Here is a 17,152-nt window from a genome sequence, read left to right on the forward strand (position 1 = left end):
GACGGCGGCAACCAATGGTTCCCGCCGTCACCAGGCTTATTGCTCAGCGATCAGCGCTTCAACCTTGAGGATCTGCGCTTGCAGCGTCGCACGGTCCTTGCAGCGCAGGTTGGCGTGGCCGACCTTGCGCCCGGCCTTGAAGGCCTTGCCGTAGTGATGCAGGTGGCAGTCATCGATGGCGATGACTTTTTCCACCGGCGGCACAACGCCAATGAAGTTGAGCATGGCGCTCTCGCCGACCTTGGCCGTGGAGCCCAGTGGCAAGCCCGCCACCGCCCGCAGGTGGTTTTCGAACTGGCTGCACTCGGCGCCTTCGGTGGTCCAATGCCCGGAGTTGTGCACGCGAGGGGCGATTTCGTTGGCTTTGAGGCCGCCGTCGACTTCAAAGAACTCGAACGCCATCACGCCGACATAATCCAGCTGCTTGAGCACACGGCTGGAATAGTCTTCGGCCAGGGCCTGCAACGGGTGGTCGGTGCTGGCCACGGACAGCTTGAGGATGCCGCTGTCGTGGGTGTTGTGCACCAACGGATAGAAGCGGGTCTCACCATCACGGGCACGCACGGCGATCAGCGAGACTTCACCGGTGAACGGCACGAAGCCTTCCAGCAGGCAGGCGACGCTGCCCAGCTCGGCGAAGGTACCCACCACATCATCTGCAGTGCGCAGGACTTTCTGGCCCTTGCCGTCGTAACCCAGAGTGCGGGTTTTCAGCACGGCTGGCAGGCCGATGCTGGCGACGGCGGCGTCCAGGTCCGCCTGCGATTGGATATCGGCGAAGGCTGGAGTCGAAATCCCCAGGTCCTTGAACATGCTCTTTTCGAACCAACGATCGCGAGCGATGCGCAGGGCTTCGGCGCTCGGGTACACCGGCACGAACTGGGACAGGAAGGCCACGGTTTCAGCCGGGACGCTTTCGAACTCGAACGTCACCAGGTCGACTTCATCGGCCAGTTGGCGCAGGTGGTCCGGGTCGCTGTAGTCAGCGCGCAGGTGTTCACCCAAGGCCGCCGCACAGGCGTCCGGCGCAGGGTCCAGGAAAGCGAAGTTCATCCCCAGCGGGGTGCCCGCCAAGGCCAGCATACGGCCCAGTTGGCCGCCACCGATTACACCGATTTTCATCGTCAACAACCTCAGGCGATACGTGGGTCTGGATTGTCCAGCACGCTGTCTGTCTGCTCAGCACGGAATTTTTTCAGCACCGCGTGGAACTGCGGGTGCTTGGCGCCCAGGATACTGGCGGACAGTAGGGCTGCGTTGATCGCGCCGGCCTTGCCGATTGCCAGGGTGGCCACCGGGATACCCGCCGGCATCTGCACGATGGACAACAGCGAATCGACGCCCGAGAGCATTGCCGACTGCACCGGTACGCCAAGCACTGGCAGGTGAGTCTTGGCTGCACACATGCCCGGCAGGTGCGCTGCGCCGCCGGCACCGGCGATGATCACCTCGATGCCACGGGATTCTGCTTCATCGGCATACTGGAACAGCAAATCCGGGGTGCGGTGGGCAGAGACCACTTTCACTTCATACGGAATGCCGAGTTTTTCCAGCATATCGGCGGTGTGGCTAAGGGTGGACCAATCGGACTTGGAGCCCATGATCACGCCAACCAATGCACTCATCGTCGTGCCTCTTCTCTCTGGGCGCCCGCAGGCGCGTCAAAAAACAACAAGCCACGCGGGAAATCCGGCGTGGCTTGTTGTACGAATTTTGGCCGGTTGGACCGGCCGAAGGCCGCGCAGTATACCGTAATAATCCAGATAAACAGCCCCTCGGATGACCATCTGTCTAGCGGGGCAAACCGGCGGTTTTATTGACTTAAGAGTCAGTCCCATACACCGCGAAATACTGTGGGAGGGGGCTTGCTCCCGATGGCGGTGTGCCAGGCACTTATCTGTCACTGATACACCGCTATCGGGGGCAAGCCCCCTCCCACATTTGCCCTGCATTCGGTCCGAGATCGGGCTCAGGTGTTCTGCGCCGCGCCACCTTCCAACTTGCGCCACAACAACCGCACATTCGCCTTGCGCACCAACGCGCAGCGATACAGCCGAATTTCCAGCGGCACATGCCATTGCGGCCCACCGCAGACCACCAGTTCGCCTCGGGCAAGTTCGGCACGAACGCTCAACTGCGGCACCCAGGCAATGCCCAGGCCTTCCAGGGCCATGCTCTTGAGACTGTCGGCCATGGCGGTTTCGTAAACGGTGGTAAAGCGCAGCGCGCGCTGGCGCAGCAGCAAGTGCACCGAACGACCAAGGAACGCGCCGGCGCTGTAGGCCAGCAACGGCACGCTGCCCTCGCCTTCCAGATCGAACAGCGGCTTGCCATCAGCATCGGCCGCGCACACCGGGAGCATTTCGGTGTTACCCAGGTGCAGCGAAGGGAAGATTTCGGCGTCCATCTGCATCGCCGCGTCCGGATCGTAGAACGCCAGCATCAGGTCGCAACCGCCTTCGCGCAGGGCGTGCACGGCGTCGCCGACGTTGGTGGCGACCAGGCGGGTGGCGATGTTCAAACCTTCGTTGCGCAACTGCGCGATCCAGCGCGGGAAGAAGCCCAGCGCCAGGGAGTGGGCGGCGGCCACTTGCATGACTTCGCCCTGCCCGCCTTCCAAGTGATGCAAATGGCGCAGGACCTCGCCGAGCTGTTCGACCACGGTGCGCGCGGTGACCAGAAACAGCTGCCCCGCTGCCGTCAATTCCACCGGTGTGCGTGAGCGATTGACCAGGGTCAGGCCCAACGCGGCCTCAAGGCTACGGATACGTCGGCTGAACGCTGGCTGAGTGACAAAGCGCCGCTCCGCCGCCTGGGAAAAGCTGCGCGTCGCCGCCAAGGCGCTGAAGTCTTCCAGCCATTTGCTCTCAAGGTTCATCACTGCCTCCCACGGGTACGCACCATTTTGGCACACACGCCCGCCATGATAGCCGGGTCACATCTGCATTATGCCGTTTATGCATAGGCCAGTGCTTAACAGCATTGGCCCAAATTTTCCTACAGGCCTAGCATTCGCAGCGTTCCGGCCTGTTCCGGGTCCATATTGAGATGATTTCCGTCATGTCCTCCGCTGCATCATTCCGCACAGAAAAAGACCTGCTTGGCGTACTCGAAGTACCCGCCCAAGCGTATTACGGCATCCAGACCCTGCGAGCGGTGAATAACTTCCGCCTCTCGGGCGTTCCGATTTCGCATTACCCGAAATTGGTGGTCGGCCTGGCAATGGTCAAGCAAGCAGCCGCTGATGCCAACCGCGAGTTGGGTCAGCTTAGCGAAGCCAAGCACGCTGCCATCAGCGAAGCCTGTGCCCGTCTGATCCGCGGCGATTTCCACGAAGAGTTCGTGGTGGACATGATTCAAGGCGGCGCCGGCACTTCAACCAACATGAATGCCAACGAAGTCATCGCCAACATCGCGCTGGAGGCCATGGGTCACCAGAAGGGCGAATATCAATACCTGCACCCCAACAACGACGTGAACATGGCGCAGTCGACCAACGACGCCTACCCGACCGCGATCCGTCTGGGTCTGCTGCTGGGCCATGACGCGCTGCTGGCCAGCCTCGACAGCCTGATCCAAGCCTTCGCCGCCAAAGGCGTCGAGTTCGGCCACGTGCTGAAAATGGGCCGCACCCAATTGCAAGACGCCGTGCCGATGACCCTCGGCCAGGAATTCCGCGCCTTCGCCACCACCCTCAGCGAAGACCTGGCACGCCTGAAAACCCTGGCGCCAGAGCTGCTGACCGAAGTGAACCTGGGCGGCACCGCCATCGGCACCGGCATCAACGCCGACCCGCGTTACCAGGCCCTGGCCGTGCAACGCCTGGCCACCATCAGCGGCCAGCCGCTGGTACCGGCTGCCGACCTGATCGAAGCCACCTCCGACATGGGCGCCTTCGTGCTGTTCTCCGGCATGCTCAAGCGTACCGCTGTGAAGCTGTCGAAGATCTGCAACGACCTGCGCCTGCTGTCCAGCGGCCCACGCACAGGGATCAATGAGATCAACCTGCCAGCGCGTCAGCCAGGCAGCTCGATCATGCCCGGCAAGGTCAACCCGGTCATCCCGGAAGCCGTGAACCAGGTAGCGTTCCAAGTCATCGGCAACGACCTGGCCCTGACCATGGCAGCCGAAGGCGGCCAACTGCAGTTGAACGTGATGGAGCCGCTGATCGCCTTCAAGATCTTCGACTCGATCCGCCTGCTGCAACGCGCCATGGACATGCTGCGCGAGCACTGCATCGTCGGTATCACCGCCAACGAAGCACGCTGCCGCGAACTGGTGGAACATTCCATCGGCCTGGTCACCGCGCTGAACCCGTACATCGGCTATGAAAACGCCACCCGCATTGCGCGTATCGCCCTCGAAAGCGGCCGCGGAGTGCTGGAACTGGTGCGCGAAGAAGGCTTGCTCGACGACGCCATGCTCGACGACATCCTGCGCCCCGAAAACATGATCGCTCCACGTTTGGTCCCGTTGAAGGCCTAAGCGTTTGTTGCACCGCTCACCAGGTTGAGGGACTAGACACCTCTCACCTTTTGAGGGCCTGAAGGCTCGTTCTTCAGGCCCTTTTTTTTGCCTCAAGGTTGTGAAATGAAGCCCATAAAAATTCCAATATCGCCCTGCAAACCCGCCTTGCCCGAATCAGCGGCGCTGAAACCTTTAATCGGCCCGTGCAGACGTATCACGTACTCCTAGGTATAGTGCCGCCCCTCTCGCGTCTGCGGCCGTCGGTAACGAGGCCCGGTACAGCGCGAAACCGCATGAATAACAACACCCGCAAAAGGATTGGGGTCGAACTGTCGCGCACTGCCTGGTGCCATGCGACGTGTCGGACCGTCCTGCGTTTGCCATTAGAAAAATCAGCGAGGAACACTCCATGCTCGAAGTCATCAACGACTTCCTCTCAGGGAAAGTACTGATCGTGCTCATTGTCGGGCTCGGCGGTTATTTCACGATCCGCTCGCGTTTCGTTCAATTGCGTCACTTTTTCCACATGTTCTCGGTGTTCAAAGACAGCTTGAAGAGCAGCTCCGGCCAACTCAGCTCGTTCCAGGCGCTGATGCTCAGCCTCGCCGGTCGCGTGGGTGCCGGTAACATCGCCGGTGTCGGCATTGCCGTAACCCTCGGCGGCCCGGGTGCCGTGTTCTGGATGTGGGTCACCGCGCTGGTGGGTATGTCGTCGAGCTTCATCGAATGCTCCCTCGGCCAGCTGTACAAGCGCACCGACGCAGAGGGCACCTACCGTGGCGGCCCGGCTTATTACATCCAGCACGGTTTGCAGAAGCGCTGGCTGGGTATGGTCATGGCGTTCCTGCTGCTGGTGACCTTTGGCTTCGCCTTCAACGGCCTGCAAGCCCATGCCGTGACTCACTCGCTGAACAACGCTTTCGGACTCGACACCACCTACACCGGCCTCGCGCTGGCGGTGCTGCTGGGCCTGGTGTTCATCGGCGGGATCAAGCGCATCGCGTCCATCGCCGACCTGCTGGTCCCGGTCAAAACCCTGGTGTACATCGCCGTGACCCTGTACGTAATCGTGCTGCAATTCGACCACGTGCCGGCCATGCTCGCGACCATCGTCAAGAGCGCTTTCGGCCTCGACCAAGCCTTCGGTGGCCTGGTAGGCAGCGCGATCATCATGGGCGTGAAACGCGGCGTGTTCGCCAACGAAGCCGGTCTGGGCAGTGCGCCTAACGTGGCAGCGGTGGCTTCCGTAGAACACCCGATCGCCCAAGGCGTGGTCCAGGCGTTCAGCGTTTTCCTCGACACTTTCGTGATCTGCACCTGCACCGCGCTGCTGATCCTGCTCTCCGGTTTCTACACCCCAGGCTTTGAAGGCGACGGCATTGCCCTGACCCAGAACTCCCTGGCCGCTGTGGTCGGTGACTGGGGCCGCATGTTCATCTCGGTGGCCCTGGCTTTGTTCGTGTTCACCTCGATCATGTACAACTACTACCTCGGCGAGAGCAACCTGCGCTTCCTGGTGGGCAACAACCGTAAGGTGCTGATGGGTTATCGCGCGCTGGTGCTGGTGCTGATTTTCTGGGGCTCGATCGAGAACCTGGGCACCGTATTCGCCTTCGCCGACATCACCATGACCATGCTCGCCTTCGTCAACCTGTTCGCCCTGGCGTTCCTGTTCAAGATCGCCATGCGTGTGCTGGACGACTACGACCGCCAACGCGCTGCGGGCATCAAGACCCCGGTGTTCGATTCCAGCCAATTCCCGGACCTGGATCTGGACCGCAAGGCCTGGCCGGCCAACCCGGCAAAACCGGACGCGGCCCCATCGGCTGAACTGAACGCTCAAGTACAACGCTGAGCGCAGCTAGATAGATGACACGCCGCCTGGCCTTGGGCATGCTCTGGGCCCGGCGGCGTTTTTCGTTCAGGAGATTTGTTCATGCAACCAGCTAACAACGTGATGGTGCTCTACACCGGCGGCACCATTGGCATGCAGGCCAGCGCGAATGGCCTGGCGCCCGCGTCCGGCTTCGAAGCGCGCATGCGCGAGCAACTGGCCGACGCGCCATTGCCAGCCTGGCGCTTTCGCGAAATGGCGCCGCTGATCGACAGTGCCAACATGACCCCCGCTTACTGGCAGCGCCTGCGCAGTGCCGTGGTCGAGGCCGTGGACGAGGGCTGCGATGCGGTGTTGATCCTGCACGGCACCGACACCCTGGCCTACAGCGCAGCGGCCATGAGTTTCCAACTGTTGGGTTTACCGGCGCCGGTGGTGTTTACCGGCTCGATGCTGCCGGCCGGCGTGCCTGACAGCGATGCCTGGGAAAACGTCAGCGGCGCGTTGACCGCGCTGGGCGAAGGCCTGAACGCCGGCGTGCACCTGTTTTTCCACGGTGCGCTGATGGCGCCGACCCGCTGCGCGAAAGTGCGCAGCTTTGGTCGCAACCCCTTCGCCGCGCTGCAGCGTAAAGGTGGCGTAGCCAAGGCGGAGGCACTGCCCGCCGCCCTGGATTATCGCCAGCCCAAGGCCGTGGCCAACGTCGGCGTGTTGCCGCTGGTGCCGGGCATCGCCGCCGCGCAGTTGGATCCGCTGGTCGACAGCGGCATCCAGGCGCTGCTGCTTGAATGCTATGGCAGCGGCACCGGGCCCAGCGACAACCCGGCGTTCCTCGCCAGCCTCCAGCGCGCGCAGGATCAGGGCGTGGTCGTGGTCGCAATCACCCAATGCCATGAAGGTGGCGTGGAGCTGGATGTGTATGAAGCCGGCAGCCGCCTGCGCGGCGTGGGCGTGCTGTCCGGTGGCGGCATGACCCGCGAGGCCGCGTTCGGCAAGCTCAATGCGTTGATCGGCGCAGGCCTGGCCAACGCCGAGATTCGCCGACTGGTCGAACTGGACCTGTGCGCCGAGTTGGCTTGAGATCCCACTCAAGCGATCCGGTAGAGCGTCACTCCCGCCACGATCCCGGCGGCGCACGGCATGGGAATTGCTCGGCTCAGGTATTCATTGGCCGGGATCATCCCCATGCTGCACTCGCACCTGACTACCCTCAACGCCGTTTCGCTGGTGCTTGAGGCTTTCAGCGCCCAGGGCATCAGCCCTGAGGTGCTGTTGGCCGGCAGCGGTATTGCAGCTGCGGACCTGAACCACGCCGATACACGCATCACCACGCGCCAGGAAATGCAGGTGTGCGCCAACGCGGTGGCCCTGCGCCAAGCCATCGGCCTGGAACTGGGCCAGCGCATGCGCGTGTCGTCTTACGGCCTGTTGGGCTACGCGCTGCTCACCAGTGCCACCTTCGGTGACGCTTTGCGCCTGGCCCTACGCTACCCGGCGCTGTTGGGAACACTTTTCGAGCTGAGCCTTGAGGAGGACGGCCAACGCGTCTGGTTCACCGCCCGCGATTACCGTGAAGACCCTGCGCTGGCCGCGTTCAATATTGAGTTGTGCCTGGCTTCACTCAACGTCATCTGCGACGACTTGCTCGGTCGCCCGCTCCCTCTGCTGGGTGCGCGTTTTGAATACCCGGCGCCGACCTACCAGGCGCGTTACGAAGAGCGCTTCGCCTGCCCGCTGGAATTCAACGCCACCAGCAACGCCTTTGCCTTCGACCGCCAGTGGCTCGATCAACCGCTGCCCTTGGCCGACGCCGTCACCCATCGCGCCATGACCGAGCGCTGCCGCAAACAAAACACCGAGTTCACCGGACGCCAGGCCTGGCTGGGCCGCGTGCGTCAACTGCTGGCGGCGCAACTGCCGGCAGCGCCAGGGCTGGATAAACTGGCGGAGCAGTTGAATTGCTCGCCACGCACCTTACGCCGGCACCTGCATGACTTGGGCAGCAGCTATCAGGAGTTGCTCGACGAACTGCGCTTCGAGCAGGCCAAGCAGTGGCTGGCCAACGATGCAATGCCCATCCACCGCATTGCCGAGCACCTGGGTTTCAGTGAGACCGCCAGCTTCCGTCATGCCTTTGTGCGCTGGAGCGGGGTCGCGCCAAGCCAGTTCCGCCCCTGATCCCCACGTCCAGGCGGGGTGAATACGGACAGTGCCTTTGGCCATATTCATCCCCTTTTGGCCGCTCCTGCCGTTCTCTTGCCGCGTCGGCGAGGCAACACTGCAAGACACCGCCAAACGCCTGCGAGTACACCACTATGCTGACGATCTACTCGGACGATCACCATCTGCACCACGGTCGATGCGAACTGATGGACGGGCAACTGATGCCCTGTTTCGAAATGCCCTCCCGTGCTGATCACGTACTGCAACGGGTCAAGAACCGTGATCTGGGGCCGGTGCGAGCCCCCGAGGACTTTGGATTGGCACCGCTGCAACGCATCCACAGCCACGCCTACCTGGATTTTTTCAAAGGGGCCTGGGCACGCTGGGTTGAGTTCGGCCAGGACGGCGACCTGCTGCCCTACACGTGGCCAGCCCGCACCTTGCGCCGCGTGCTGCCCACCAGCCTGCACGGTCAATTGGGCTATTACAGCTTCGACGGCGGCGCGCCGATCACCGCCGGCACCTGGCAAGCGGCCTATAGCGCAGCGCAGGTGGCGCTGACCGCGCAACAAGCGATTCAACAAGGTGCTCAAAGTGCCTTTGCCCTCTGCCGCCCACCGGGGCACCACGCTGCAGGCGACTTGATGGGCGGCTATTGCTACCTCAATAACGCTGCAATTGCCGCCCAGGCCTTTCTCGATCAAGGCCATGCCAAGGTCGCGATCCTTGATGTGGATTACCACCACGGCAACGGCACCCAATCGATTTTCTATGACCGCAGTGACGTGCTGTTCACCTCGATCCACGGACATCCGGAAGCCGAGTTTCCATTCTTCCTCGGCTATGCCGATGAGCTGGGCGACGGCGCCGGCAAAGGCTTCAATTTCAATTACCCGCTGCCGGCCGGTGCCGGCTGGGATACCTGGAGCGCCGCGCTGGATCAGGCCTGCGCGCAAATCGAGCGCTATGGCGCCGACATCATCGTGGTGTCCCTGGGGGTCGACACGTTCAAGGACGATCCCATCTCGCAGTTCAAGCTCGACAGCCCGGATTACCTGGCGATGGGTGCGCGTATCGCCCGGCTGGGCAAGCCCACGCTGTTCGTCATGGAAGGCGGCTACGCGGTGGAAGAAATCGGCATCAATGCCGTCAACGTTCTCGAAGGTTTTGAGGGGTCAATCCAATGAACATGCTCAAGTCGCTTGCGCTGTGCGCCGCCGTATTAAGCAGCGCCGTCCACGCCGAAGAAAGAACCCTGCGGGTCTACAACTGGTTCGACTACATCACCCCCAAGGCGCTGGAAGACTTCAAGGGTCAGAACCCTCAGATCAAACTGGTCTACGACATCTTCGACACCAATGAAGCCCTGGAAGCCAAGCTACTCACCGGCAACTCCGGCTATGACGTGGTGGTGCCGTCCAACGTGTTTCTGGCCAAGCAGATTGAAGCCGGTGTGTTTCAGCCCCTGGACCGCAGCCAGTTACCAAACTGGAACCACCTCGACCCCAAGCTGATGAAGCTGATCGAGGCCAATGACCCCGGTAATAAATTCGCCGTGCCCTACATGTACGGCACCATCCTGATTGGCTTCAACCCGGCCAAGGTCAAGGCCGTGCTGGGCGACAACGCTCCCGTGAACAGCTGGGACCTGATCTTCAAGGAAGAGAACATCAGCAAGCTCAAGCAGTGCGGCGTCGCCCTGCTGGATTCGCCATCGGAGATCCTGCCGCTGGCCTTGCAGTATCTGGGCCTGGACCCCAACAGCAATAACCCGAAGGACTATGAGAAAGCCGAAGCCCTGCTGCTTAAAATCCGCCCGTACATCACCTACTTCCACTCCTCCAAATACATGGCCGATATCGCCAATGGCGACATCTGTGTGGCCGTCGGTTATTCCGGCAGCTTCTCCCAGGCTGCCAACCGCGCCAAGGAGGCCAGGAACGGCGTGACCGTGGACATGCGCCTGCCCAAGGAAGGCGCGCCGATCTGGTTCGACATGCTCGCCATTCCCAAGGGCGCAAAGAACCCGCAGGACGCCTACGCCTTCATCAACTACCTGCTGCAACCTGAGGTGATTGCGCCGATCAGCGATTTCGTCGGCTACCCCAACCCAAACAAGGACGCCACCGAACGGGTCGACCCGACCATCCGCAATAACCCTAACCTGTACCCGACCGAGGCGGCGATGGCGACGTTGTACACCTTGAAGCCGTTGGACAGTAAAGCTGAACGCGCCAGGACCCGGGCCTGGACCAAGATCAAATCGGGGACCTGACCGCCCCTCACACAGGACTCAGGCTAAGTAATTACCGCCCGCGCCAATCCTCCCCTCACTACCGTTGTCCTCTGCAACGGCGCCGCACCCCGGCGCCGTACTTCCCAAGAAAGGGCCCCGAGCCACCCACGCTCAAGCGCCCTTCATTTCTGCAAAGGACTTGCCTATGCCTGAAGCAACGCTTCCTGATCATCCGTCGGCCACCAGCCACAATCGACCCCCTACTACCTATGAGCTACTGACTCAACTGACCTCCGGCCCGAACAGCCGGGAGGTGGCCGCCGTGACCCTGCGCTCGGCGCTCAAGGAGCTGTATCCAACCCTGGCCATCGACCCGGACCTGGCCATGGTCGTCACGCCGAATTGGCGCGTCGTCGATGATCAAGTCCTATCCGCCCCGGCCTATGCCATGTCGCTCACTTCGGTGCTGGCAAGCCAGATGCTGAACCCGAAGCCGGTGATCTACCTCGATGGCGAACACTTCCTGACACTGCAACCCGACGCCCGGCCACCGGTGCATTTACCGGTAAAAATCGATGCCATTGCGCGCATGATCAATGAGCTGTCAGAACTGATGCTGTCTGCCTTCCAGGAGCAGTACCTCAATTACTGGAATGCCTCCGATGGCCGAAGCGGGCACCGCTGGAAAGTGTTCTCACAATCCCTGCGCAAAGTATGGAATGTCACGGCGCAAGAGGGCTGGGATGAACATGATTGCGCCATAGCCAGGTCGCTGTTCCTTTTTCCGGAGCGAGCCACACGCTCTGCCCAGGACAGCTACAACACTCACGCCTACCTGATCGACGTCGATGCGCTGCAAGACAGCCAGACCGCTCACACCGCCCTCATGGACATCGCCGTAGTGATTGGCGAGCATGAGCAGGGCCAGCGGGTCCTGGTTTACTCACTGGTCAACGGCTACGAGAAATTCGACTCGCTGGAGCAATTCGGAGAACAACTGCCCGACCGAATGAACGCACGGAACAATGAGCTAAGCCTGCAGTGGCGGCTGTACGAACCGCCGGGCAATTTCTTCGACAGCCTGGCCGGCGCACTGATTGCGTTGCAACTCGACGCAATAGGCTCGATTGACAAAGACGACCGCAAAGCGATCAACGTGGACGCCGACGCCAGCCCCCTGGTCGCGGTTGCCAACGTCCTGCCGGTGGTCGAGGACTTGAGCGATCACTCGCTATCCAATATCCGTGACATCCATGAGCGGTTGCCCGACTGGCTGGCCCACGCCTCGGACTTGGATATTTCCACCTACAGTCGGCGCCTGATCGATCTTGCCGAGTTGCATACCCTCCAGAAGGGCGCATCCTTCAATGACGATATTGCGCCGATCCGCGAATACACCCGCGATCAGTTGCAGAGCCAGATTCGTGCGCACGCCCAAGGTGCAAACATCAACGTCGACAAGATCGAAGTTCACATCGAAAGCCCGGTTGTCTGGGGAAGCACGTTCATCGTGCCCACGGCGCCGGACATAACACGCCGTAACCTGATCGACCTAGCCCTGGAAAACCTCACAGGCCTGCCGACCGGCCAACCCCGCGTGCTCTATAACGGCAGCGCAGCTCCCCCGTGGCTGTCTTACACCTACCTGAAGGGCGTGATTGAAAACATCGATATCGGCCAGCACTACCCGGCGCTGATCAAGCGCACGCTGCTGGAAGATACGGTTCAGGCCAAGGGCAGACAAACGCTCTACATCAACCATTTGCGCGTACAGCTGCCTTTGCTGGCACTGCAACTCAAGATTCGCCAACAACACGGGGTCGATGAACTCGGTGCGCGCTACGTCGCTGCCGTAATGCAGGACGAAGACCACGGGCGACTCGTCGACGGGCAGGAGATTGTCATTCGCCCCTTAGCATTCTTACCGACCTTGCGCCCCGGCAATGATCAGGATGTGGTTGCCAATATGTTCGTGATCGGCGCCAAAGACGCCGCCGCGGGCCCGTGCCTGCTGTACCGTCCCTTGCTGGAACCAACGCTGCTGCAGTATCCGTCACGGCAAAACCTGATCTACGCCATCAAACACACGCGTCCACTTCGCGACTCGGTGCTGGCCTGGCTGCCAGAGGCGGCGCGCTTCAACTACGCGCAGTATGTATTCCCCGATAAATGGCCATCGCCATGGACGGTCATTCGAGGGCTGGTCGAGCCGCAGGTCATGGTGTACATGAGCGGCTCCATTACCTTGAGCGACCAGGTGCTTGGCGCAGCCCCGCTGGCCGCACTGTTCAAAGCCAATGCCGAGGCCATGGTCGAACTGGCGGGCCGCCAGTCAGTCTCCAATGCGCAAAAACGCTGGGCAACCTTGCGCCAGGCAGGCTGGCAAATCTTCAATGCGACGTTGCCGTTCCTGGGGCGCACGGCCGGTATCGCCGCCTGGATCTGGCAGATCATGGATGACTTGCAGGACATCGCCCAGCAGGACGACCCCGAAGCGGACCCCGAAGGCGCCTGGATAGCCCAGGTCGACCTGTTACTCAACCTTGGCATGGCCCTGGCGCTGCACGGGGCCTTGCGTCACGTGCCGGTCGAAAAACCCAGCGAAGAAACCAGGCTGAAAACAGAATCGTCAGCGGTCGAACCCGCCGAAAAAATCGAGCCGCCGCCCAGCAAAACCTCCGTGGCCCGGCTGGAAAACGTAACGGGCACCGAGCTGCCGAGTCGGCATCAGGGCCTGCTGAACATTCGCGGCGCCATCCCCACCGACCGTCCAAGCCTGGAGGCCACGCTGGACAGCTTCAAAATCGAGAGGCCCGCGGGCCTGGAACCTCAGGTCACAGAGCCTGGTATCTATCTGCACCTCTACCCGAACGCCCAGAAATGGTACGCCGTGGTCGGCACGCGCTGGTTCGAAGTCAACGTAGACGAAGCGGATAACGTGGTCATCATCGACCCAGGCAATCCCTCGCGAATGGGCCCCATGCTACTCAACAACAAGGCGGGCCAATGGTTTGTGGACACACGCCTGCGCCTGCGCGGTGGTGGCTTCAAAAACCGGCGCAAGGCCGTGCAAATCCGCAATACGTCTCGAATCGGCGACCTGCGCAGGCAGCTCGACGAATTCGACGCCAATGAGCGCAGCAGGCAGTCGGAAATCGCCGGCGCACACACGGCGATAGGCGACGAAGCAGGCCCCTCCACCGAATTGCGCCGCCAGAGCTTCATCGACAAGGTCGACGCCCGAATCCTGGATTACGACGTGCCGATCCGCCAACTCAGGTCACTGGGCATTATCGATAACGTGCCCAACTACCAGAGCTCCATGATCGACTATTTGCACAAGCAACTGCTGTTGACGCGCTCCGCCATCAACCAACGCTTACCGCGGTTCCGTGAAACCCTGGAAAGCTCCGTCCCGAGCCTTGAGTCGGTCACCGGCATTGATGCCAAGACCAAGACACAAACCGCCCGGGCCATGTCGGACATGACGGGCGAAATGATCAGACGCATGGAGTACGTGGAGACACGTTTTCATGAACTGGAAACGCTTGGCATCGACGGCAACAAGGTCATTCAGAGCACGCAACACGCCCTGCCCAAGCTTCAATTGCGGGACTTGAAGGCGTTTCAAGTCACCCTGGCCCGTCACCTGTGCGTCCAAGAGGGCGACGGCGAAGCGTTCGATACTGCGCGCGCCCTGCTCGACACCATTGTCGATGCCGCCGATCTTCACATACAGAGCTGCACGGAGGCGCTGGCCGACACGGCTATTCGCTCGTTGGAGGAACGTATCGACGTGCTCAACAGCCTGGTCGATCAATTTTCCATCGTTGACCAGCGCCTGCTGGACCTGCATGCCGAATACCCCGAGCAGGTACAACGCGAGCCCCTGGAAACCCTGCGCAAGCAGATCAACGAATTCAATCAGCACGTCGTTCGCGAGCTGGCCCTGTTGCTCAGGGAAAGCAAAGCGTTGGAGCCCAAGCCCGGCAGTTCGAAAACCGCATCACCCCCCAAGCGCAAGATCATCAAGACACGCTTCAACGGCGTGGTGGTCGGCGAACCGCGCGCGGCCGAAGAAGGGCTGGTGGATGTAAAGTCGCCGCTGACGGGCAAAGTCATTGCGACCTTCCATGAGAAAGAGCCTGGGGTGTGGGTCGAACGCGACAGCCGCCCTTCCGGACCGCGACCGCCCCAGGCAATAGACCTGAACGTGAGCCTCGAAGAGGGTGACCAGTTGCTTCAGGACGAACCTGCCGCGACCTTGCGGACCCTGGGCCACTCAAAAAAGGCCGGGCGCATTCCGGTCGAAATCGAGGAGATGTTCCACCAATACGCCGCTCGCCTGGAGCGTGCCGTCAGCCGCATCGAAGAAGCGTTGACCCAACGTAATCTGACCGAAAGCGACCGCCCTTCCGCCGCCTCCACTAACAAGCAGCTCAACGACGCGGCGCAGCGCCTGTACGAGCTGGGCACCACGACCCGGATCAGCATGACCAAGCAGCAACCGCCCACAGCGGCACGGGTGGAGTGGCTGTTTGACCGGGGTTTGGTGGAAATTGCCAAGGTCATCACCCGGCGTCGCCTCAAGGGGCCGGGCAAAGACTTTCTGGACGAGTACGAAATACGCGACCATCAAACCCACAACGTGCTGTGGTATGCCCACTTTCACTACAGCTCAGCGCAAGCGGCCGCCGAAGAATATCTCGCCGGGCACCTCAAGACGCGTGAACAACAGAAGCAAGGGGGAAGCCTGCAGCGCACCGGCTTGAACGACCACGACCAGATCGCGATTTACCGCAGTCAGATCGGGTCGAAACTCGCCAAATCGCTGTTTTTTGACAGCTGACCGTGCTGCTTGTCGGCGCCCCAGGCCTTGCGCAGACGCTTCAGCGCGTCGGCAATCGCGGCTTCAGGCACGGCGGCAAACCCCAACACCAGGCCGGCGCGTTGATCCGCCGGTGTGGTGGAGTGCGCCAGCCAGTAGCTGCTCAGACCATTGACCTCAACGTCGGCCGAGCGGGCCTGATCCAGCAGTTGCTGTTCGCGGGCTAAGCTGTCCACGCGCACCGTCATGTGCAGCCCCGCCGCTACGCTCGGCAACTCGCCAACCCCCGGCAGACCGCTGGGCCAACCGGCCAGCAAGGCATTGCGCCGGCTTAATGCTGCGCGGCGCATGCGGCGGATGTGCCGTTGAAAATGGCCCGCCGCCATGAACTCGGCCATCACTGCCTGAGTGCTGACTTCCGAGTGGCGCATGTCGACAGCGCGGCGCCGTGAGAAGGCGTCCACCAGACCCGGCGGCAACACCAGATAACCCAGGCGCAGTGCCGGAAACGCGACTTTGCCGAAGGTGCCCACGTAGAGCACGCGACCACTGCGGTCCAGCGCGGCCAACGGTGACAGGGGCGCGCCGCTGTATCGGTATTCGCCGTCGTAGTCATCTTCGACGATCCAGCCGCCTCGGCGCTCGGCCCAGGCCAGCAATTCCAAGCGCCGCGCCAGGCTCATCACCACGCCCAAAGGGTATTGATGGGAAGGCGTGACGTACGCCAGGCGACAGTCGCCCAGTTGATCGAGGGCCTGGCAGTCGATGCCGTCACTGTCCACCGGCACCCCATGCAGGCACCCACCGGCCAGGGCGAATGCATGGCCTGCGGCGCGATAGCCAGGGTTTTCCACGGCCACGCCATCGCCGGGCTCCACCAGCAACTGTGCACAAAGGCTAATCGCCTGCTGTGCACCACTGGTGATCACTATTTGCTCAGCCGTACATTGCATCCCCCGCGAACTGCGCAGGTATGCCGCGATCAGCCCGCGCAGACGCCCATCGCCTGCAGGGTCGCCATAGCACAGCTGTTGCAGGTCCGGCTTGCGCCAGAATGCCCCGTTCAGCTTGGCCCAGACCTCGAACGGGAACAGATCGAAAGCCGGCACACCGACTCGAAACGCCTTCGGCGGCCCTGCGGGTGGCTGCGACAGGTAGTGGTTTTGCAGTCGCCCCAGAGCCGGTCTGTGGATAACTTCATCATCGAGATCCGCCGGCAAATTTTCCCATTTTGTGGATAAGGCTGGGGATAAGCCTGTGTGTAACCCTGTGGATACTTTTGTGGATAGTTTTTCCGTCGAGGGCAGTTGAGCGACGTAAGTGCCATCGCCGACACGCCCTTCGATAAACCCCTCGGCATACAGTTGATCGTAGGCACGTACCACGCTGTTGCGCGAAATCGACAGCGCGGCGGCCAGGTCACGGCTGGCCGGCAGCCGCGTGCCGCTGATCAGGCGACCATCGAGTACGCGCTGGCGTAGGGCTTCATAGAGCTGGCGCGTCAGGCCCCGGCCGCGATCCAGCTCGATACCGGCGGGGTTGAATGACAGAGGCGGCGCAGTCGGCGACATATTGGACCTATGAAATTGGCCGTAGATGGCTCTTACAACGGACCATTAGCCTG

11 protein-coding genes are annotated in these 17,152 nt (G+C 61.7%); 7 read left to right on the plus strand and 4 right to left on the minus strand.

Going from position 1 to position 17,152, the window contains the following annotated elements; genetic code table 11:
• Nucleotides 1-36: 36 nt before the first annotated feature.
• The 3 genes from G9Q84_RS06120 to G9Q84_RS06130 all read right to left on the minus strand — a co-directional run bounded on the left by G9Q84_RS06120 (nt 37) and on the right by G9Q84_RS06130 (nt 2,878).
• Complete coding sequence (locus G9Q84_RS06120; protein WP_181643032.1) at nt 37-1,122, minus strand: 5-(carboxyamino)imidazole ribonucleotide synthase; 1,086 nt, start codon at nt 1,120-1,122, stop codon at nt 37-39.
• Nucleotides 1,123-1,133: 11 nt separating this feature from the next.
• A complete protein-coding gene (gene purE, locus G9Q84_RS06125) occupies nt 1,134-1,625 on the minus strand; it encodes a 5-(carboxyamino)imidazole ribonucleotide mutase (RefSeq protein WP_003176980.1) in 492 nt (163 codons plus the stop codon).
• A gap of 344 nt (nt 1,626-1,969) precedes the next feature.
• A complete protein-coding gene (locus tag G9Q84_RS06130) occupies nt 1,970-2,878 on the minus strand; it encodes a LysR substrate-binding domain-containing protein (RefSeq protein ID WP_010566930.1) in 909 nt (302 codons plus the stop codon).
• 182 nt (nt 2,879-3,060) lie between these two features.
• Between G9Q84_RS06130 and aspA the strand changes: the two genes are divergently transcribed.
• The 7 genes from aspA to G9Q84_RS06165 all read left to right on the plus strand — a co-directional run bounded on the left by aspA (nt 3,061) and on the right by G9Q84_RS06165 (nt 15,549).
• Entirely contained in the window at nt 3,061-4,485 is a 1,425-nt protein-coding gene (gene aspA, locus G9Q84_RS06135) for an aspartate ammonia-lyase (RefSeq protein ID WP_032884466.1), read from the plus strand.
• Nucleotides 4,486-4,876: 391 nt separating this feature from the next.
• The gene (locus G9Q84_RS06140; RefSeq protein WP_095185233.1) at nt 4,877-6,322 is read left to right on the plus strand and encodes an alanine/glycine:cation symporter family protein; all 1,446 of its coding nucleotides are present in this window, start codon (nt 4,877-4,879) and stop codon (nt 6,320-6,322) included.
• Between the two features lie 81 nt (nt 6,323-6,403).
• A complete protein-coding gene (locus tag G9Q84_RS06145) occupies nt 6,404-7,381 on the plus strand; it encodes an asparaginase (protein WP_181643033.1) in 978 nt (325 codons plus the stop codon).
• A gap of 105 nt (nt 7,382-7,486) precedes the next feature.
• Entirely contained in the window at nt 7,487-8,479 is a 993-nt protein-coding gene (locus G9Q84_RS06150) for an AraC family transcriptional regulator (protein WP_032884469.1), read from the plus strand.
• Nucleotides 8,480-8,616: 137 nt separating this feature from the next.
• The gene (locus G9Q84_RS06155) at nt 8,617-9,651 is read left to right on the plus strand and encodes a histone deacetylase family protein (RefSeq protein WP_181643034.1); all 1,035 of its coding nucleotides are present in this window, start codon (nt 8,617-8,619) and stop codon (nt 9,649-9,651) included.
• Entirely contained in the window at nt 9,648-10,739 is a 1,092-nt protein-coding gene (locus G9Q84_RS06160; protein WP_032884471.1) for a polyamine ABC transporter substrate-binding protein, read from the plus strand. Before G9Q84_RS06155 ends, G9Q84_RS06160 begins: the two co-directional genes overlap by 4 nt.
• Nucleotides 10,740-10,905: 166 nt before the next feature.
• Nucleotides 10,906-15,549, plus strand: coding sequence for a dermonecrotic toxin domain-containing protein (locus G9Q84_RS06165; RefSeq protein WP_181643035.1), 4,644 nt, complete (start codon nt 10,906-10,908; stop codon nt 15,547-15,549).
• Here the strand turns inward: G9Q84_RS06165 and pdxR are convergent.
• Nucleotides 15,504-17,099: a MocR-like pyridoxine biosynthesis transcription factor PdxR gene (gene pdxR, locus G9Q84_RS06170; protein ID WP_181643036.1), complete on the minus strand. Its 1,596-nt coding sequence runs from the start codon at nt 17,097-17,099 to the stop codon at nt 15,504-15,506. The genes G9Q84_RS06165 and pdxR overlap by 46 nt on opposite strands.
• Between the last annotated feature and the right edge of the window lie 53 nt (nt 17,100-17,152).

This window comes from Pseudomonas sivasensis (assembly GCF_013778505.1).
Classification (GTDB): Bacteria; Pseudomonadota; Gammaproteobacteria; order Pseudomonadales; family Pseudomonadaceae; genus Aquipseudomonas; species Aquipseudomonas sivasensis.